Origin of the sequence: Mycobacterium sp. 29Ha (assembly GCF_032883055.1) — a bacterium.
Taxonomy (GTDB): domain Bacteria; phylum Actinomycetota; class Actinomycetes; order Mycobacteriales; family Mycobacteriaceae; genus Mycobacterium; species Mycobacterium gallinarum.
Genome location: NZ_JAMQTI010000030.1, coordinates 1 through 17704, shown reverse-complemented (window position 1 = coordinate 17704; position 17704 = coordinate 1). Strand labels below are relative to the sequence as shown.

Here is a 17704-nt window from a genome sequence, read left to right as displayed (position 1 = left end):
GTGACAGGTGTCAAGATGGCAGGCATGGCACAGGTCCGCCCCTATCGCGGCGTCGACGCGGGCGAACGCATCGCAGGTCGCCGTCGCCGCCTGCTGGATGCCGGGCTCGACCTACTCGGCGCCGCAGGTAAGGACCCCGCCGAGCTGACCGTCCGCGCGATCTGCGGGCAGGCCGCGCTCGGCGTTCGGTACTTCTACGAAAGCTTCAACGACAAGGATGACTTCGTCGGAGCGGTGTTCGACTCGGTGATCGCCGACATCGCCGCGACCACCCAGGCCGCCGTCGCGGCGGCGTCCCCGGCCGAGCAGGCCCGCGCCGCGATGGCCAACGTCGTCCGCACGATCTCCGCCGACCCCCGCGTCGGACGCCTCCTTTTCAGCGTCGAGCTGTCCAACACCGTGATCGTGCGCAAGCGCGCGGAGTCGACGGCCTTGTTCGCCGCCCTGCTCTTCGCCCATGAGGGCGTGAAGGGGGCGCTGGACAACAAAGCCGCATCCCACTTCGCGGTCGGCGGAGTGGGTCAGGCCATCAGCGCATGGCTGTCCGGGGACGTCGAACTCGACCACGACGAGCTGGTGCAACTGCTGGCCGCGCTGATCGATCAGCTGGCCGCGATGCCGCCGAGACCCTAGACGGATACCCGCGGCCGGCGATCCGCGGCCGTCTTCGGCTCGGTCGTCGTATCACTGTCGGTGAATTCCTTTGTCCAGCAGGCGAACTCGAGAGTGATGCCGTCGGGGTCGAAGAAGTAGAACGATCGCACGTACACCCCCGGATGTACCGTCGGGGAGACCTGCTGCTTGCTCTCGTCATGGTTGAGCACCGGGCCGACACGCACGCCCTTGTCCTTGAGTCGCTGCCGGTATTCGTCGAACTTCTCCGCCGGGACGTGGAACGCAAGGTGGTTCATGGTGCTCACGGCGCTCACGATGTCGCCGATACCCGGAATCGCCTCGGGCGACGAGATTCCCGGAACCCGATCCGGTGCGTCGGCGAACCAGAAGAACGCCACGCAGTCGCCGTTGCCCGCATCGAAGAAGAAGTGTTGTCCCATGCCCCCCGGCAGGTCGAGCGACTTGATCAACGGCATGCCAAGCACATTGCTGTAAAAGTCGACCGTCTTCGCCATGTCCGAGCACACGAGCGCGACGTGGTTGATGCCGCCGAGTTCGAACTCGGAATTCGGGTTGTTCGGCTTGATCATGTGTGGCTGCTCCTCTAGTCAAGCTCGATTTCTGAATCTAACATCAGGTTCAGGTTCGATCAATGGTGCGATCGACGAGCCGATCAATGGTCGAGGAGAGGCCGTGTCCGCAAGTTCTCGCGTGCAGCTTCCGACACTGCGCGGTCGGCGGACGCAAGCCGCGATCGACGCGGGAGCCCGATCAGTGATCGCCCGCAAAGGCATTCTCGCAACGACAATTTCGGATATCGCTTCCGAAGCCGGCAAGTCCACCGCATCGTTCTACAACTATTACGACTCCAAGGAAGCGATGGTCCGCGAGTGGGCCCTGCGGTTCCGCGACGAAGCCAGGGAGCGCTCGCGGGCAGCAGCCGAGCCGGGCCTGTCGAACTGGGAGCGCTCCTACCAGGCCGCGGCCGCACACTGGCACACCTATCGTCACCAACTCGCCGAGATCGTCAGCGTGTCACAACTGGCGATGGTCAACGACGACTTCGCGGAATACTGGAACGAAATCTGCTCGCTCCCGATCACGCTGGTCACCCACATGGTGAAACATGCTCAGCAACAGGGTTTCTGCGTGGATGATGATCCACATCTGGTGGCAGTGGCGTTGGTGTCGATGCTCAACCAATTCTGCTACACACAGTTGGCCGGGGACGCCCGGCGGGGTGGCGGGAAAGAACCCGTCGATGACGAGGCATGCATCACCACGCTTGCCAACGTCTTCTATCGGACGATCTATCACAGGGGGACCGCATGACCAGGGCACCATCGAGCGGCGCGACTCCGGGTGTCACCCGGGAATTCGTCGGTGTGCAGTCACCCACCGCACGTCGGGCGGGTGCGGGCGGAAACCCATGTCAGGGCCTCTACTACCGCGGCATAGGACGAAAACCGAAGGTGGCCATGATCGCCACGCACTACCAGATCGACTTCTCCGAACACTATCTCGCCGACTACATGGCGACCAGAGGCATCGGCTTCCTCGGGTGGAACACGCGATATCGCGGCTTTGAGAGCAGTTTCCTGCTTGACCACGCATTGGTCGACATCGGGGTGGGAGTGCGTTGGCTGCGCGAGGTGCAAGGGGTGGAAACCATTGTTCTGCTGGGTAATTCCGGCGGTGGTTCACTCATGGCGGCGTATCAGGCACAGGCCGTACACCACCACGTGACTCCGCTGGACGGCATGCGGCCCGCCGCGGGACTCACCGACCTGCTGCCCGCGGACGGTTTCATCGCAAGCGCTGCCCATCCCGGCCGTCCCGACGTCCTGACCGCCTGGATGGATGGGTCGGTCATTGACGAAAGCGACCCTCTCAGCAGCGATCCCGAGCTCGATCTGTTCAATCCGGAGAACGGACCACCCTTTTCCGAAGAGTTCGTCGCGCGCTACCGCTCGGCGCAGATCGACCGAAACAATGCCATCACCGACTGGGCCGAGAGCGAACTCAAACGCGTGCACGCCGCCGGCTTCTCGGACCGCCCGTTCACGGTGCTGCGAACCTGGGCGGACCCGCGCATGGTCGACCCATCCCTCGAGCCGACCCGGCGCCAGGCAAACTTGTGTTACGCAGGTGAGCCGATCAAGGCCAACCGATCCGCCCACGGCATCGCCGCGGCGTGCACGCTGCGCAGCTGGATCGGCATGTGGAGCCTGCGACACGCGCAGACCCGGGCCGAGCCGCACCTGTCACGTCTCGCCTGTCCCGCGTTGGTGATCAACGCCGAACAGGACACCGGTGTGTATCCGTCGGACGCGCAACGCATTTATGACGCCCTGGCCTCCGAGGACAAAGCGCAGTGCTCCATCGACACCGACCACTACTTCGCGACCCCGGGCGCACGCAGTGAGAAGGCCGATACCATCGCCAAATGGATCGCGAAGCGGTGGCGTTAGCCGTCGGCTCTTCGCGCTCATCGCTCAGAGTGCTGGCCCATTACGTTCCCGGTGACAAGGTCGCACAGTTCGTTGCGCCACAAGCGGATTGGCTCGACATTCACTACTGCGCCGAAGATGACGACGACACCTTTTATCGAGAGCTCCCCCATGCCGACGTGATCTGGCATGTGCTGCGGCCGATCTCGGGTGCAGATCTCGAACAGGCTCCGCAGTGCCGATTGGTGCACAAGCTGGGCGCGGGCGTCAACACCATCGACGTCGAGACGGCGACGCGGCTCGGCATCGCCGTGGCGAACATGCCGGGCGCCAACGCCCCATCGGTCGCCGAGGGCACCGTGCTGCTGATGCTCGCCGCGCTGCGCCGGCTCACCGAGCTCGACCGAGTCACCCGCGACGGCCAAGGCTGGCCCTCGGATCCGAGCCTCGGCGAGACAGTGCGTGACATCGGCGGGTGCACCGTGGGCTTGATCGGCTACGGCAACATCGCGAAGGCGGTCGAGCGAATCGTGGTCGCGATGGGTGCCCAGGTGCTGCACACCAGCACCCGCGACGACGGTCTGCCCGGCTGGCGCGCGCTGCCCGACCTGCTTTCGGAAAGTGACATCGTCTCCCTGCACATCCCGTTGACGGACCAGACCGCGGGCTTGCTGAGTCGCAGCGCACTCGCGTCGATGCGTTCCGATGCGGTGTTGGTGAACACCTCCCGTGGAGCCGTGATCGACGAGGACGCACTCGTCGACACGCTGCGATCGGGCGGGCTGGCGGCCGCGGGCCTGGACGTCTTCGCCGTCGAGCCGATCCCCGCCGGACATCCGCTCCTGACCCTGGCCAACGTGGTGCTGACACCCCATGTCAGCTGGTACACGCTGGACACCATGAGGCGGTATCTGGAGATGGCCGTCGACAACTGCCGCCGCATCCGGGATGGCCGGGACCTCGCCAATGTCGTGAACGGTATCGTGGTTCCCAACCGACCGGTTAATAGGGAAATGCCACAATGAGGTGCAACAACTATGCCCATCGCAATCAACACCGAGCACAATGACCTGGCCGATTCGGTCCGGTCCCTGGTGGCACGGGTAGCGCCGTCGGAGGTGCTGCACGAGGCACTGGAGACGCCGGTTCCCAACCCGCCGCCGTACTGGAAGGCCGCTGCTGAGCAGGGTCTGCAAGGTGTGCATCTATCGGAATCCGTTGGCGGACAAGGGTTTGGTGTTCTCGAGCTGGCGATCGTGCTGGCCGAGTTCGGCTACGGCGCGGTACCCGGTCCGTTCGTCCCTTCGGCGATCGCCAGCGCACTGATCGCCGCCAACGACCCCGACGCGAAGGTGCTGGCTGACCTCGCGTCCGGTGACGTGATCGCGACCTACGCGATCGACTCCGGCCTGACGGCCACCAGACAGGGCGACGACCTGGTCATTCGCGGTGAGGTCCGCGCCGTCCCCGCGGCCGCGCAGGCGTCGGTGCTGGTGCTGCCGGTCGCGATCGACAGCGGTGAGGAGTGGGTGATCCTCGACGCAGAGGCGTTGGAGATCGAGCCGGTCCAGAGCGTGGACCCGCTTCGCCCGGTGGCCCATGTGCGCGCCAACGCCGTCGAGGTCGGCGACGATCGCGTGTTGGGCAACCTGAGCCGCAACCACGCGCGCGCCGTCATATCGACGCTGCTGTCCGCAGAGTGCGTCGGAGTCGCGCGGTGGGCGACCGACACCGCGACGGCGTACGCCAAGATCCGCGAGCAGTTCGGTCGGCCGATCGGCCAGTTCCAGGCCATCAAGCACAAGTGCGCCCAGATGATCGCCGACACCGAGCGGGCGACCGCCGCGGTATGGGACGCGGCGCGTGCCATTGATGCGCACAGCGAAAACCCAAGCGATGAAACGGCTTTCGAGTTCGCCGCGGCTGTCGCTGCCACGCTGGCTCCGGCAGCCGTGCTACACACCACCCAGGACTGCATCCAGGTGCACGGCGGCATCGGCTTCACCTGGGAACACGACACCAACGTGTACTACCGCCGCGCGCTGCTGCTTGCCGCATGTTTCGGCCGCACCAGCGATTACCCGCAGCGGGTCGTCGATATCGCGACGAGCACCGGAACCCGCAAGCTCAACATCGATCTGGATCCCGAGACGGAGAAGCTACGCGACGAGATCCGCGCGGAAGTGGAGTCGCTGAAAGCGATTCCGAGCGAGGAGCGGACCATAGCGATTGCCGAGGGCGGCTGGGTGGTTCCCCACCTGCCCAAGCCCTGGGGCCGCGCGGCGGGTCCCGTCGAGCAGATCATCATCGCGCAGGAGTTCAGCGCGGGCCGGGTCAAACGTCCGGCGATGGGAATCGCGGCGTGGCTGATCCCGTCGGTGGTGGCATTCGGGACCGAGCAGCAGCAGCAGCGCTTCCTGCCACCGACGCTGCGCGGCGAAATGATCTGGTGCCAACTGTTTTCCGAACCCGGCGCCGGCTCGGATCTGGCCAGCCTGACCACCAAGGCCACCAAGGTCGACGGCGGTTGGCGGATCACCGGCCAGAAGATCTGGACCACCGGAGCGCAGTACTCGCAGTGGGGCATGCTGCTGGCCCGCACCGATCCGAGCGCCCCGAAGCACAACGGCATCACCTACTTTCTGCTCGACATGAGCAGTGACGGTGTCGAGGTGAAGCCGCTGCGCGAACTGACCGGCAACGCGATGTTCAACACCGTGTTCATCGACGATGTGTTCGTCCCCGACGACATGGTGCTCGGTGAGGTGAACCGCGGCTGGGAGGTCAGCCGGACCACCCTGACGGCCGAGCGCGTGTCGATCGGCAGCACTGAGCCACCGTTCCTGCCCGCCCTCGACGGCTTCGTCGACTTCATCCGCGACGGCCAGTTCGATCAGGTCGGTAAGAACACCGCGGGTCATCTCATCGCCGAAGGACATGCAGCGAAGGTGCTGAACATGCGGTCGACCCTGCTGACGCTGGCCGGTGGCGATCCGATGCCCGCGGCGGCCATCTCCAAGCTGCTGTCCATGCGCACGGGTCAGAAGTACGCCGAGTTCGCGGTGTCCTCGTTCGGCACCGACGGGGCCGTCGGGAATCCGGATACACCGCAGGGTAAGTGGGCCGAGTTCCTGTTGGCCAGCCGCGCGACGACCATCTACGGCGGCACGTCCGAGGTGCAGCTGAACATCATCGCCGAGCGGCTGCTGGGCCTGCCTCGCGATCCGTAAAAGCCCTCGACGGCGGGCGTACGATCGAACTGTTGGCTCACGAAAGGGTCGGCAGACATGAACCTTCTCAGACGACGCCCGTCGCATTTGATCATCACCGGTGCCGCGGCACTGGGGTTTCTGATCGCGCCCGCGGTGTTGACGGCGGAGTCGGCCATCGAGTCAGAGGCGGCGCCGTGCTATCCCGGCTTCGTCCCCGGTAACCCGTACGTCCCGTCCTGCAACGTCGGACCGCGCATCCCGAGGGTTCGCGGCGGGCCACCCGATCAGGCGGCAGTGATCGCGTGCCGCGATATCCCGGGATGCCTGTCCTGGTATATCAACCATCCGCACTGAGCGCGGTTGCTCCGTGCGGTACGCGGGAACCCGCTCGATATGACGAATGACGTCGAGAAGCGCTGGGACCGGCCCGGCGCCTTCCGCGCCGCGGCGGTCTACGTCGGTGCCGTCGTCGTTGTGGCGGGCATCGTCTTCGCCCTATACGGGTTGGCTGCCCGGGAGTCGGTGATCGCGGCATCGCTGGTGCCGGCCGTCTTGTTCGCCGGCGGCATCGGCGCATTCGTCAAGACGTACCGGGAGTGGAAAGTGCAGGGTCCATGGGTGGCCTGGCAGGGCGCTGGCTGGTTCCTGCTGACCGTGATGCTGGTGTGCCTGTCGATTCCCGGCGCCGCGATACTGTCCGCTTAAGGCAGGATCGAGTCGACGTATCCACCGTCGACTCGAAGCGCGCCACCGGTCGTCGCGGACGCCTGCGGAGACGCCAGATACGTGACCATGTTGGCGATCTCTTCGGGATCGATGAGTCGTTCCAGCAGCGACTGCGGTCGGTGGTTTCGCATGAACTCCCGCTGCGCGGCGTCCCACGGCAACGACTTGTCGACCAGTTGGTAGACGAAGTCCTCCACACCCGCGGTGTGGGTGGGCCCCGCGATGACGGAGTTCACGGTGACACCGGTGCCCGACGCATCCTTGGCGAACCCTCGCGACAACGCCAACAGCGCGGTCTTCGAGACGCCGTAGTGGATCATCTCCGCCGGAGTCACGATGGCCGAATCGCTGGCGATCTGGATGATCCTGCCCCAGCCGCGTTCTGCCATCGCGGGTAGATAACTTCGGATAAGTCGTGCTGCCGCAAGGACATTCACTTCGAAGTAGGTACGCCACTGGTCGTCGGTGATCTCGCGCGCTGGAACCGCCTCGAAGATGCCGAGGTTGTTCACGAGGATGTCGACGTCAGGCACTCTCGCCAGGAGCTGGGCTACGCCCTCGTCGGTCGCGACGTCGGCTGCCACACCGATGGCGTCGCCGCCCACCTTGCCTACGGCTTCCTCGACGCGGTCAGGCGTGCGCCCGTTGACCACGACGCGCGCACCGCTGGCGGCCAACCCCTGGCCGATCGCCAATCCGATGCCCTGGGTGGAACCTGTGACGAGCGCCGTCTTACCGGCCAGATCGATGTTCACGCAGTGCTACTACCACTGCGACAGCCGAACTATTCCGACCCTTCGGTGTCCATTTCACGTAGTTCGCGCTTGAGGATCTTGCCAGTCGGATTGCGCGGCAACTCGTCGAGGAACACAACCTCGCGGGGCACCTTGTAACGGGCCAGATTCTCGCGCACGTACGCCTTGATGCCGTCCTCGTCGATTGAGGCACCTTCGGCCTTGACCACAAAGCAGCGCAACCGGTGGCCCCACTCCTTGTCTTCGACGCCGAGCGCGGTGGCCTCGACGACCTCGGGATGCCCACTCACCAGGTCTTCGATCTCCGCGGGGAACACGTTCTCGCCGCCGGAGACGATCATCTCGTCGTCACGACCGCTGACGTACAGCAGACCGTGCTCGTCGAAGTAGCCGACGTCGCCGGAGGACATCAGCCCGTCGATGATCTGCTTGTGCCCGCCGCCGGTATAGCCCTCGAACGGGAAGGTGTTGCCGACGAAGATGCGGCCCACCTCGCCCTGCGGTAGCTCGGCGCCGTTGTCGTCGAGGATCTTGACCTTGACGCCCTTGACGACGGGGCCGACGGTGCCCGGATTGATCGACAGGTCCTTGGGCCGCGCGATGGTCGCGAAAGCGATCTCGGTCGAGCCGTACAGGTTGTAGATGACGGGGCCGAGGTCCTTCAGGGCACGTGTAGCCAGCTCGGCGCCCAGCTGTGACCCGGACACGAACACGATGCGCAACGACGACAGGTCGGGTTTGGGCTGGGTCTTCTCGAGTTCGTCGAGCAGCCGGGACAGCATCACCGGTACGACGACGATCGCGGTGGCCTTGTTCTTCTCGATGTCCGCCAGCACAGTCGACGGCTTGAAGCGCCGGCGCAGCACCAGTGTGGAGCCCAGCATCATCGCGATCGTGGCGTGCAGGAAACCGAGCGCGTGGAACATCGGCGCCGGAAGCGACGTCACCTCCCCCGCCTTGAACGGCACGTGGGACAGCACGCCGCCGATGGGCGCGAGCGACGGCGGGGTGCTGCGGTTGGCTCCCTTGGGCGTGCCGGTGGTCCCGCTGGTCAGGATGATGATCGACGAATGCTTGGTGACCTTGGGGGCCTGCGCGGTAGTGCTGCGGGCGATGAGGTCGGCGATGGTTTCGTCGGTGCTGCCGGACGGCTCGTCCTTATCGGGGTTGGTGGCCAGCGCGCGCAGCTTGCCGAAATCGGGGTCGGCCTGCGAGACGGCGGAGGTGTACTCGTCGTCGTAGATGATGACCTTCGCGCCCTCACGCTCGGACACCTCTTTGATCTGGGGCCCGGAGAATTCGCTGTTGAGCAGGATGATGCGCGCTCCGGTGCGGGCCGCGCCGTACACCGAGACGAGGAACCATCGGTGGTTTCGCGCGAGGATCGCCACCCCGTCGCCGCCCTTGACGCCCATTGCCAGCAGGCCGTTGGCAAGGGCGTGCGCTGCGTCGTCGAGTTCTTTGAACGTGAACTCGCCCTCGTCGTCGACGACGGCGATGCGATCAGGTGTGCGGCGCGCGTTGAGCGCCGGGATCATGCCGAACTCGCCCCAGCGCCGGATGTCGGCGAGGAACGCGGCGATGTTCTGCGGTGCCTCCAGCTTCAGCGCGCCGGCTTCGAACATCTTGCGGGCGTAGTGCAGTTCGGCCGATCCGCGCTCGGCATACTGCTGGATTTTGGCCGCTGCCTGCAACGGAAGTTCGGTTAGCTTGGGCATGAACCCACAATATGTGACGCGGGTCGCATGTCGGGTCCGGAACCTAACATGGACCCATGCCCGCCCCGCTCCATATGGAGGTCGACGGTCAGCAGGTGCCCATCACCAACCCCGACAAGGTCGTTTTCCCAGCGATCGGGGTGACCAAGATGGACCTGATGCGCTACTACATGCGAGTCGCCGACGGTGCGCTGCGTGGTGTGGCCGACCGCCCGATGATCCTCAAGCGGTTCGTCAAAGGTATCTCCGAAGAGGCGGTGTTCCAGAAGCGTGCCCCCGCGAAGCGGCCCGACTTCGTCGACGTCGCCGAACTGAAGTACGCGTCTGGAACGTCGGCCAAAGAAGCGGTGATCCACTCCGCGGGTGGGCTGGTGTGGGCGGTCAACCTCGGCTGTGTCGACCTCAATCCCCACCCGGTGCGCGCCGACGACCTGGCCCACCCCGACGAGCTGCGCGTCGACCTGGACCCGATGCCTGGCGTGGATTGGCGCCAGATCGTGGCGGTGGCCCTGGTCGCGCGTGAGGTGCTCGAGGACCACGGGCTGACGGCGTGGCCGAAGACCTCCGGATCGCGGGGCTTCCACATCTATGCCCGCATCGAACGACGCTGGCCGTTCAAGCAGGTGCGTCTGGCCGCACAGACGATCGCGCGAGAGGTGGAACGCCGCGCTCCGGACCTCGCCACCAGCCGATGGTGGAAGGAGGAGCGAGAGGGTGTGTTCGTCGACTTCAACCAGAACGCGTTCGACCGCACGGTGGCGTCTGCCTACTCGGTGCGATCGCTGCCCGACGCGCGAGTGTCGACACCGTTGGTGTGGGACGAGGTCGCGGACTGCCATCCCGAGCAATTCACCATCGCGACCGTGCCACAGCGGTTCGAGGATTACGGCGACCCGTGGGAGGGAATAGACGACTCAGCGGGTTCACTCGATTCGCTGCTCGACCTCGCCGACAAGCTCGGCCCGCCCGAGAAGGCACCACGCGGTGCCCGGAGCCGCCCCGGCGGCGACATCGGATCCAAGAAAGGAACGGGACGACGGGAGTCGGTGATGCCGCTGATCGAGGTCGCCCGCACCAAAACCAAAGACGAGGCGATGGCAGCGCTGGACACCTGGCGCGAACGTTACCCGTCGGTAGCTGAAAGGCTCGAAGCACCAGACATTCTGGTAGACGGCATGCGGGGCCCCAGTTCGATCTGGTACCGCATTCGGATCAACCTGCAACATGTGCCCGAGGATCAGCGTCCGCCGCAGGAACCGCTGCTCGCCGACTACAACCCGTGGGAGAACTACACGGGGCCACAATGGATGCGCCGAGACTGACTCGTTTGCTATTCGAAAGCTCGCAGTACCAAAACACGTTCTTACCAAAGTATTAGCGATAGCACCCGGTTGCCTTACTTTGCCTGGATACCTTGAGACTCAAGAGACCGAGGGGAGGCAACATGTACGGCAACCCGGCGTTCGATTGTGCTGGCGCTCAGATCCATGCGGTGTGCCGGCAGTTGGCCACCGTAGTGACGGTCGAAGGCGTGATCGACGACACCAACATCGAGCGGGTCACCGCGCTGGCGCTTCGGTTCGTCATCGCCGAGAAACCCTTCGTGCTCGACCTGAGCCACGTGAGTTCCTTTTCAGGACACGCACTTTCGCTGCTGTCCGCGGTCGACGAAGGTTGCTTCCACAGCGGTGTGGAGTGGTCGCTGATCACCAGCGCCCCGGTCATGCGCGCGATGCAGGCTGCCGGGCTCGGCTTCCCGGTCGCCGAGTCGATTCCCGACGCGCTCCACCATTTCGCCGACAGCATCGACGAACGCCGTCGCCTGCTGCCCTTGCTGACCAAGAAATCCGCATAGCGGAAAGGTCCGAAAATGCTTCTCGATATTCGCTGGCTCCAGTTCCTGCTTGGCCGCCGTCACCTGCCCGCCAGGCGCGCACTGCCCGCCGCCCGGTAGCGGTATTGCGCTGGATCGTCGACGGCATGAACGTCGTCGGATCCCGTCCGGACGGCTGGTGGCGCAATCGCCGATCGGCGATGTCCACCTTGATCGAACACCTAGAACGTTGGGCGTCCACCGAAGGTGAGGACGTGACGGTGGTGTTCGAGCATCCCTTGTCACCGCCGCTGGAATCGTCGGTCATCACCATCGCGCATGCCCCGCGAGCGGCGGCCAACTCGGCCGACGACCACATCGTCACGCTGGTCGGGTCCGCCGAGAATCCGCAGGACGTCCGCGTGGCTACCTCGGACCGTGCGCTGTCAGAGCGGGTCGGGGCGCTCGGCGCGACGGTCTACCCTGCCCAGCGCCTGCGTGATCTCATCGACCCTCGCTGACGCGCTCACCGGTCCAGTTGGCCAGCAGGCGTAAGGCCGTCTCCGAGGGCGACGCCGCCTCCGCGCTGTAGAGGCACAGCGTCTGGTCGGGATCGCCGAGGAGCGCAACGGACTCATACTGCAGCGTCAGGTCCCCGACGAGGGGGTGGTGGTAGCGCTTCGTTCCATGCGTGCGTTCGCGCACATTGTGATCGGCCCAATAACGGCGAAACTCCGGGCTCTTCACCGACAGCTCACCCACCAACTCCATCAGCAGCGGGTCGTCGGGATGACGTCCGGCGTCGAGGCGCAAGGTCCCGACGTTGTCCTTGGCGACCTCCTCCCAATCGACGAACAACTCTTGGGTGGACTCGTCTAAAAACGTGTAGCGCAATAGGTTTCGTTCACGCGGCGGGAGCTCTTCGAAATCCGTGAGCAGTGCGCGCGCCAGGTTGTTCGCGGCGAGCACATCCATCCGGCGGCCGAAGACGAACGCGGGTGTCACGTCGTCCAGCGTCTCGAGGAGGCGCCGTACACCGGGCCGCACGCGCTGCACGGGCGCCGGTGCACGCCGGCGCGGACGTCGCGGGTTGGTCTTGGCGATCCGAAACAGGTACGCGCGTTCGGTGTCGTCGAGGCGCAACGCGCGAGCCACGGCGTCGAGAACTTCATCGGACACATTCAGGTGGCGGCCCTGCTCGAGGCGGCTGTAGTAATCCACGCTCACACCGGCAAGCGCAGCGACCTCTTCGCGACGCAACCCCGGCACGCGCCGCTTTCGGCCGGTGCCCCCGACATCGACATCGTCGACGTTCAGACGCGCACGGCGGGTACGCAGGAAGTCCCTCAACTCCACGTTGTGCTCCACATAGACCAGTCTGAGGCCCCCGACGCGTGCCCGCCGGAACAAACGTAGGTCTGCCAGACCTAGGAAGAGCAGTGCTCGAATAAGCGGTAAGCATCGCGCCGCCGCGATGTTGATGTGGGCATGACCACTTCAACCAACACCACCCCCGACACCAACACCACTCTCGTCGGCCGCGTCGCCGTCGTCACCGGTGCGTCCAGCGGCATCGGCGAGGCCACCGCCAAGCGTCTGGCCGCATCCGGCGCCAAGGTCGCCGTGCTCGCTCGGCGCGCCGAACGGCTCGACAAGCTCGTCAACGAGATCGAGCAGGCCGGCGGCATCGCACTGGCCGTCCCCGTCGACGTGTCCGACGCCGAAGCCGTGCGCGCCGCCGCCGATCGGGTGGCTCGCGAGCTGGGCACCGTCGACCTGCTGTTCAACAACGCCGGGGTCATGCTTCCGGCACCCGTCGAGGAGCAGCGCTTCGATCAGTGGCAGCAACAGATCGACCTCAACATCAGCGGCCTGATGTACGTGATCGGCGCGTTCATTCCGCAACTGATCGCGTCGGCAGCCGAGAAGGGCGTGGCCGACCTGATCAACACCTCGTCGATCGGCGCGCAGAACATCTTCCCGAACTTCGCCGTCTACTCGGGAACGAAGGCCTACGTGACGCACATGTCGCGGACGCTGCGGGCGGAACTCGGCCCCAAGGGAATCCGGGTCTCCGCGATCGAGCCCGGCATCGTCGAGACGGAGCTGCCGAACCACGTGACCGACGCCGGGGCCACGGAATGGATCTCCGAGACCAAGGGCCAGATTGATGTGCTCGAATCCGAGGATGTGGCTGAGGCGATCAACTTCCTGGCCAGCCAGCCGGCCCGGGTGAACTTCCAGCAGCTCACGATCATGCCGACAGCGCAGGTTTCCTAGGTCGTTCGCAGGCCGCACAGCAGTAATGCCGCGAGGTCGGATCGGTCGCTGACTAATATTCGTCCATGCCGTCCAAGGCAAGGCGCCCCGACCTCGCGGCGATGCTGGCTCCGCTGCTCCGTGAGTTGATCGCCGCAGAGGTTCCAGTGCTCAAGGAACACGATGTGTCGATGTGGGGGTACGCCGTGCTGCTCGCCCTCGACGAATCCCCGGTACGCACCCAGGCAGCGCTTGCTGAGTCCATCGGTGCCGACAAGACGCGCATCATCCCGACGCTCGACGAACTGCAGACCAAGGGCTACATCGAGCGACACGCCGACCCCGACGATCGCCGCGTACGACTGCTTTCCATCACCACATCGGGCCGCCTGGTGAAAGACGCGGTGCAGAAGGACATCCAGCGCGGCGAGGAGCGCTGGCTCTCGGTGCTATCAGCCGACGAGCGTCGGGGGTTCCTGACCGCGCTACAGAACATCGCACGCGTGCGCGATACCCCTTAGGGTCGAAGAGTGAACCGCCTCGACCGCTTCTTCGAGATCTCGGAGCGAGGGTCCACGCTCACCAACGAGATCCGCGGCGGCGTAGTCACTTTCATCGCGATGGCCTACATCATCGTGCTGAACCCGATCATCTTGTCCGGCATCGACGACGTGACGGGCAGCCAGCTGGAATTCGATCAGGTCTCGGCGGTGACGTCGCTGGCCGCGGGCGTCATGACCATCCTGTTCGGGCTCATCTCGCGACTGCCGTTCGCGTTTGCCGCGGGACTCGGCCTCAACTCGTTCGTCGCGACGACGCTGGTCGACTCGTTGACCTGGCCCGAGGCGATGGGACTCGTCGTCATCAACGGGCTCATCATCGTCGCCCTGGCGGCAACCGGGTTGCGCAGACTCGTCTTCGACGCCGTCCCGATCCAGCTGAAGATCGCGATCACCGCCGGCATCGGCTTGTTCATCCTGTTCATCGGATTGGTCGACGCCGGCTTCGTCGGGTCGACCGGAACACCGTCGCCTCCGGTGGGTTTGGGCATCGGCGGCGCCGGTGACATCAGCACAATCCCCACCGTCATATTCGTGTTCACGCTCCTGGTGACGGGCATCCTCGTCGCGCGGCGGGTGCGTGGCGGCATCCTCATCGGACTCGTCGCGGGCACCGCGGTCGCCGTCGTCGTCGAGGCGATCTGGCACCTCGGATCGGCGGTCGAGAAGCCCGGCGGGTGGAGCCTGTCGGTGCCGACCTTGTCGGGATCACCGTTCGCGCTGCCCGACCTCTCACTGATCGGCGACTTCAGCCTCTTCGACAGCTTCGGCCGCATCGGCGCGATCGCCTTCGTGATGTTCGTGTTCACTCTGGTCTTCGCGAACTTCTTCGACGCGATGGGCAGTTTCACCGGCCTCGCGCGTGAGTCAGGGCTCGCCGACGATCAAGGGATCTTCCCGCGCCTGCGTTCGGCGCTGATCGTCGAGGGCGCGGGCGCGGTTGTCGGCGGGGCGACGTCGGCGTCGTCGCAAACCGTCTTCGTCGAGTCCGGAGCGGGTATCGAGGAGGGCGCGCGTACGGGTCTCGCGAATCTCGTTACGGGCGTTCTGTTTTTGGCCGCCATGTTCATCTCGCCAATCGCGTCGATCGTTCCGACCGAGGTCGCCGCGGCTGCGCTGGTGGTCGTCGGAACGATGATGGTGGCGCATCTGCGGCACATCGACATATCCGAGTTCTCCATTGCGCTGCCCGTCGTGCTCACCGTGGCGACGATGCCGTTCTCCTACTCGATCGCCAACGGCATCGGTGTGGGATTCATCGTGTGGGTGGTGACACGCTCGGCTGCGGGCAAGGCCCGCGAGATCAGCCCGCTGATGTGGGTCGTCGCCGCGGGCTTCGTGGTCTACTTCGCGCGCGGCTGGGTCGAGTCACTGCTTGGCATGTAGCGCCGCGAGGTCGTGCGGCCCCGCGGCGGGATAGCCGTGCGCCGCACGCACGGCGTCGGAGAACCGCCGTAGGACGGCAACGGCCTTCTCGAAGTCGGCACCAAGGGCTTGTAGGACCGGCGCGCACTGCGCATCGGTGCGGGTCTCGATGGCCTCTCGCTCCTGCCTGCCGTTATCGGTCAGCCCGCCATCGTCGATCAAACCGCGGCTTTTCAGGTCGGCGATCGCCGCGTCGAGTTCGGCGTCCGACCAGCCCCGGGTCCTGACGTACGTCTTGGACCGCAACCCCCAGTACAGCTCGGTCGTCAGTCCGATCTCGATGGCGCTGTAACCGGCCGACGTCCAGGCGGCCGTATGCGCGTCGCCGCGGAATTCCCGAAGGCGGTCGGCGAACCGCCACGCCGCGCCGAGCGGGTCCTCGGGCACGTCGGCATTCATCAACCCCGCATAGAGCGGGCGCCCCGCGACCGGAAGCGACCCGCTCACCGGTCCGAGGAGTCGGGCCAGCTCGTCGGCGCCGTCCGGGTTGGTTCCGAGGATCCTTCGCAGCTGACCCACGGCGGCCTCATCCCTGGCCGCGATGATCTCCGCGGCCGTCGTCAGCGACCAGCCGTGTTCGACGGCAGGTACCACGATCGCCGGGTTGAACACCGCGAACGCCGACGCCACCACCTCCCCCGGCACCTGGCCGAGGAGCGCGCCGCGACTGCAGAAGTAGGCGTTCATATCGGGCATCGCCACCCCGCCGACAAGCCCCGGGCTGCCGGAGAAGCCGAGCTTCTCGTACCCGGCGTGGGCTTCGGGAGCGAAGTAGACCTGCCCGGCGAACGCTTCGACGGCACCGGCCAGAATTCGCGTTGCGCGAAACGCGCCATCGGCACCGGCCATTGGCTCACGGTAACCTCCAGACCCATGGGGAAGCGATGAGCGCGGGCCTGTTCGGACTTCTCGACGACGTTGCGGCGCTGGCGCGGCTGGCCGCGGCATCGGTCGACGACATCGGTGCCGCGGCGGGACGCGCGACCGCCAAGGCTGCGGGCGTTGTGATCGACGACACCGCGGTGACGCCGCAGTATGTGCACGGCATCACCGCCGACCGCGAACTGCCGATGATCAAGCGGATCGCGATCGGCTCGCTGCGCAACAAGCTGCTGTTCATCCTGCCCGCGGCCCTGCTCCTCAGCCAGTTCGTGCCGTGGATCGTGACGCCGATCCTGATGTTGGGCGCCACCTACCTCTGCTACGAAGGCGCGGAGAAGGTAGCTGGGTGGTTTCACAAAAGTGCGAGCCACGACGCGCATGCCGCACCCGCATCGACCCTCGGCGGAGACGCCGAGAAGCAGATGACGGCGGGGGCGATCAGGACGGACTTCATCCTGTCCGCCGAGATCATGGTGATCGCGCTCAATGAGGTGGCGGGCGAGAGGTTCTGGTCGCGGTTCGCGATCCTCGTCGTGGTCGCGATCGTCATCACGGCCGCCGTCTACGGCGTCGTCGCGCTGATCGTGAAAATGGACGACATCGGCCTGAACCTCGCGCAGCGCTCGTCGACATTCGCACAGAAGGTCGGTCGCGGGCTGGTCGCCGCGATGCCCAAGCTGCTGTCGGGGCTGTCGACCGTCGGCACCGTCGCGATGCTCTGGGTCGGCGGCCACATCCTCCTACTGGGTACGGATACGTTGGGCTGGCACACGCTCTACGGGTGGGTGCACCATCTCGAAGACCTGATAAAGCGCGCGGTCGCCGAGGGGCTCGGCGGCGTGCTGGCCTGGCTGGTCAACACCGCGGCTTCGGCGCTCATCGGCTTGGTCGTCGGCGCCGTCGTCGTGGCGATCATGCACGTGCTGCCGTTCGGCAAGAAGAAGCACAAGAAGGCGCCCGCCACATAACTGGGGGCCCGCCAAACTCGGCATGCGAAGTCCGACAACGCGGTAGGAGCGATTGTCACTGCCGGTACTGATGCGTTGACGGCGCGGCGAAATCGTCGATTGTGACCGAATGGTGAACTATGCCGCCGTTACGAGCACATCTCGCGTCGACCGAGCATCTTGGAGAGTAGCCCCGCGTAGCTTCCCAGGAGCCGACGCATATGAACTCAAAATTGAACGACATCGCCGCAGCCCAAGGCGATGCCATCGACTCGCGTTATCACCCGTCAGCGGCGGTGCGTCGGCAACTCAACAAGGTGTTCCCGACCCACTGGTCGTTCC

At 65.5% G+C, this 17704-nt stretch carries 20 protein-coding genes; 15 read left to right on the top strand and 5 right to left on the bottom strand.

Annotated features, from left to right (window positions below; translation table 11 throughout):
* Positions 1-24: 24 nt before the first annotated feature.
* Positions 25-633 (top strand): TetR/AcrR family transcriptional regulator, encoded by a 609-nt coding sequence (locus tag M1248_RS28505; protein WP_163733793.1) that lies wholly within the window; start codon positions 25-27, stop codon positions 631-633.
* On the opposite strand, the gene M1248_RS28500 is transcribed toward M1248_RS28505, so the two are convergent.
* Positions 630-1205, bottom strand: coding sequence for a VOC family protein (locus M1248_RS28500; RefSeq protein ID WP_317150432.1), 576 nt, complete (start codon positions 1203-1205; stop codon positions 630-632). The genes M1248_RS28505 and M1248_RS28500 overlap by 4 nt on opposite strands.
* Before the next feature lie 103 nt (positions 1206-1308).
* Between M1248_RS28500 and M1248_RS28495 the strand changes: the two genes are divergently transcribed.
* The 6 genes from M1248_RS28495 to M1248_RS28470 are packed head-to-tail and all read left to right on the top strand — an operon-like array spanning position 1309 to position 6982.
* Positions 1309-1947: a TetR/AcrR family transcriptional regulator gene (locus M1248_RS28495; RefSeq protein WP_163733787.1), complete on the top strand. Its 639-nt coding sequence runs from the start codon at positions 1309-1311 to the stop codon at positions 1945-1947.
* Positions 1944-3086: an alpha/beta hydrolase gene (locus M1248_RS28490; protein WP_163733784.1), complete on the top strand. Its 1143-nt coding sequence runs from the start codon at positions 1944-1946 to the stop codon at positions 3084-3086. The genes M1248_RS28495 and M1248_RS28490 overlap by 4 nt, the downstream gene beginning before the upstream one ends.
* Positions 3062-4090 carry a 2-hydroxyacid dehydrogenase gene (locus M1248_RS28485; RefSeq protein WP_317150431.1) on the top strand — a complete coding sequence of 343 codons (1029 nt, stop codon included), beginning with the start codon at positions 3062-3064 and terminating at the stop codon, positions 4088-4090. Before M1248_RS28490 ends, M1248_RS28485 begins: the two co-directional genes overlap by 25 nt.
* Before the next feature lie 12 nt (positions 4091-4102).
* A complete protein-coding gene (locus tag M1248_RS28480; protein WP_317150430.1) occupies positions 4103-6295 on the top strand; it encodes an acyl-CoA dehydrogenase in 2193 nt (730 codons plus the stop codon).
* Positions 6296-6352: 57 nt separating this feature from the next.
* Positions 6353-6631, top strand: coding sequence for a hypothetical protein (locus M1248_RS28475; RefSeq protein WP_317150429.1), 279 nt, complete (start codon positions 6353-6355; stop codon positions 6629-6631).
* A 39-nt stretch (positions 6632-6670) separates the two neighbouring features.
* Positions 6671-6982, top strand: a complete 312-nt coding sequence (locus M1248_RS28470) for a hypothetical protein (RefSeq protein WP_317150428.1) — start codon at positions 6671-6673, stop codon at positions 6980-6982.
* Here M1248_RS28470 and M1248_RS28465 read toward each other — a convergent pair.
* Positions 6979-7758, bottom strand: a complete 780-nt coding sequence (locus tag M1248_RS28465; protein WP_163733768.1) for an SDR family NAD(P)-dependent oxidoreductase — start codon at positions 7756-7758, stop codon at positions 6979-6981. The two genes, M1248_RS28470 and M1248_RS28465, sit on opposite strands and share 4 nt — an antisense overlap.
* 29 nt (positions 7759-7787) lie before the next feature.
* On the bottom strand, positions 7788-9476 hold the full coding sequence (fadD2, locus tag M1248_RS28460; protein WP_163733765.1) for a long-chain-fatty-acid--CoA ligase FadD2: 1689 nt from the start codon (positions 9474-9476) through the stop codon (positions 7788-7790).
* A 56-nt stretch (positions 9477-9532) separates the two neighbouring features.
* On the opposite strand from fadD2, the gene M1248_RS28455 reads away from it, so the two are divergent.
* From M1248_RS28455 to M1248_RS28445, 3 genes are all read left to right on the top strand, one after another.
* Positions 9533-10798, top strand: coding sequence for a DNA polymerase domain-containing protein (locus M1248_RS28455; protein WP_317150427.1), 1266 nt, complete (start codon positions 9533-9535; stop codon positions 10796-10798).
* A gap of 122 nt (positions 10799-10920) precedes the next feature.
* The gene (locus M1248_RS28450) at positions 10921-11331 is read left to right on the top strand and encodes an STAS domain-containing protein (RefSeq protein ID WP_174262149.1); all 411 of its coding nucleotides are present in this window, start codon (positions 10921-10923) and stop codon (positions 11329-11331) included.
* A gap of 104 nt (positions 11332-11435) precedes the next feature.
* Positions 11436-11810 (top strand): NYN domain-containing protein, encoded by a 375-nt coding sequence (locus M1248_RS28445; protein ID WP_083128119.1) that lies wholly within the window; start codon positions 11436-11438, stop codon positions 11808-11810.
* Here the strand turns inward: M1248_RS28445 and M1248_RS28440 are convergent.
* The gene (locus tag M1248_RS28440) at positions 11794-12657 is read right to left on the bottom strand and encodes a helix-turn-helix transcriptional regulator (protein WP_317150426.1); all 864 of its coding nucleotides are present in this window, start codon (positions 12655-12657) and stop codon (positions 11794-11796) included. The two genes, M1248_RS28445 and M1248_RS28440, sit on opposite strands and share 17 nt — an antisense overlap.
* A gap of 120 nt (positions 12658-12777) precedes the next feature.
* Here M1248_RS28440 and M1248_RS28435 point away from each other — a divergent pair, with 120 nt between their 5' ends.
* The 3 genes from M1248_RS28435 (at position 12778) to M1248_RS28425 (ending at position 15494) form a co-directional block, all read left to right on the top strand.
* Positions 12778-13569 (top strand): SDR family oxidoreductase, encoded by a 792-nt coding sequence (locus M1248_RS28435; RefSeq protein ID WP_317150425.1) that lies wholly within the window; start codon positions 12778-12780, stop codon positions 13567-13569.
* A 65-nt stretch (positions 13570-13634) separates the two neighbouring features.
* Complete coding sequence (locus tag M1248_RS28430; protein ID WP_317150424.1) at positions 13635-14069, top strand: MarR family winged helix-turn-helix transcriptional regulator; 435 nt, start codon at positions 13635-13637, stop codon at positions 14067-14069.
* Between the two features lie 9 nt (positions 14070-14078).
* A complete protein-coding gene (locus M1248_RS28425; RefSeq protein ID WP_163733751.1) occupies positions 14079-15494 on the top strand; it encodes an NCS2 family permease in 1416 nt (471 codons plus the stop codon).
* Here M1248_RS28425 and M1248_RS28420 read toward each other — a convergent pair.
* On the bottom strand, positions 15477-16382 hold the full coding sequence (locus M1248_RS28420; protein WP_317150423.1) for an SCO6745 family protein: 906 nt from the start codon (positions 16380-16382) through the stop codon (positions 15477-15479). The genes M1248_RS28425 and M1248_RS28420 overlap by 18 nt on opposite strands.
* Positions 16383-16417: 35 nt before the next feature.
* Between M1248_RS28420 and M1248_RS28415 the strand changes: the two genes are divergently transcribed.
* Together M1248_RS28415 and M1248_RS33455 are read left to right on the top strand one after the other, a co-directional pair.
* Positions 16418-17383 (top strand): DUF808 domain-containing protein, encoded by a 966-nt coding sequence (locus M1248_RS28415; protein ID WP_317150422.1) that lies wholly within the window; start codon positions 16418-16420, stop codon positions 17381-17383.
* Positions 17384-17583: 200 nt separating this feature from the next.
* Positions 17584-17704, top strand: a 121-nt coding sequence (locus M1248_RS33455; RefSeq protein ID WP_410506749.1) for a hypothetical protein, incomplete at its 3' end; no start/stop codon positions are given.

What these genes read in the sequence shown, in the direction of transcription:
- M1248_RS28505 (WP_163733793.1), top strand. Translation starts at nt 25, where the DNA reads ATGGCACAGGTCCGCCCCTATCGCGGCGTCGACGCGGGCGAACGCATC.
- M1248_RS28500 (WP_317150432.1), bottom strand. Translation starts at nt 1,205, where the DNA reads ATGATCAAGCCGAACAACCCGAATTCCGAGTTCGAACTCGGCGGCATC.
- M1248_RS28490 (WP_163733784.1), top strand. Translation starts at nt 1,944, where the DNA reads ATGACCAGGGCACCATCGAGCGGCGCGACTCCGGGTGTCACCCGGGAA.
- M1248_RS28485 (WP_317150431.1), top strand. Translation starts at nt 3,062, where the DNA reads ATGGATCGCGAAGCGGTGGCGTTAGCCGTCGGCTCTTCGCGCTCATCG.
- M1248_RS28480 (WP_317150430.1), top strand. Translation starts at nt 4,103, where the DNA reads ATGCCCATCGCAATCAACACCGAGCACAATGACCTGGCCGATTCGGTC.
- M1248_RS28475 (WP_317150429.1), top strand. Translation starts at nt 6,353, where the DNA reads ATGAACCTTCTCAGACGACGCCCGTCGCATTTGATCATCACCGGTGCC.
- M1248_RS28470 (WP_317150428.1), top strand. Translation starts at nt 6,671, where the DNA reads ATGACGAATGACGTCGAGAAGCGCTGGGACCGGCCCGGCGCCTTCCGC.
- fadD2 (WP_163733765.1), bottom strand. Translation starts at nt 9,476, where the DNA reads ATGCCCAAGCTAACCGAACTTCCGTTGCAGGCAGCGGCCAAAATCCAG.
- M1248_RS28455 (WP_317150427.1), top strand. Translation starts at nt 9,533, where the DNA reads ATGCCCGCCCCGCTCCATATGGAGGTCGACGGTCAGCAGGTGCCCATC.
- M1248_RS28450 (WP_174262149.1), top strand. Translation starts at nt 10,921, where the DNA reads ATGTACGGCAACCCGGCGTTCGATTGTGCTGGCGCTCAGATCCATGCG.
- M1248_RS28435 (WP_317150425.1), top strand. Translation starts at nt 12,778, where the DNA reads ATGACCACTTCAACCAACACCACCCCCGACACCAACACCACTCTCGTC.
- M1248_RS28430 (WP_317150424.1), top strand. Translation starts at nt 13,635, where the DNA reads ATGCCGTCCAAGGCAAGGCGCCCCGACCTCGCGGCGATGCTGGCTCCG.
- M1248_RS28420 (WP_317150423.1), bottom strand. Translation starts at nt 16,382, where the DNA reads ATGGCCGGTGCCGATGGCGCGTTTCGCGCAACGCGAATTCTGGCCGGT.
- M1248_RS28415 (WP_317150422.1), top strand. Translation starts at nt 16,418, where the DNA reads ATGAGCGCGGGCCTGTTCGGACTTCTCGACGACGTTGCGGCGCTGGCG.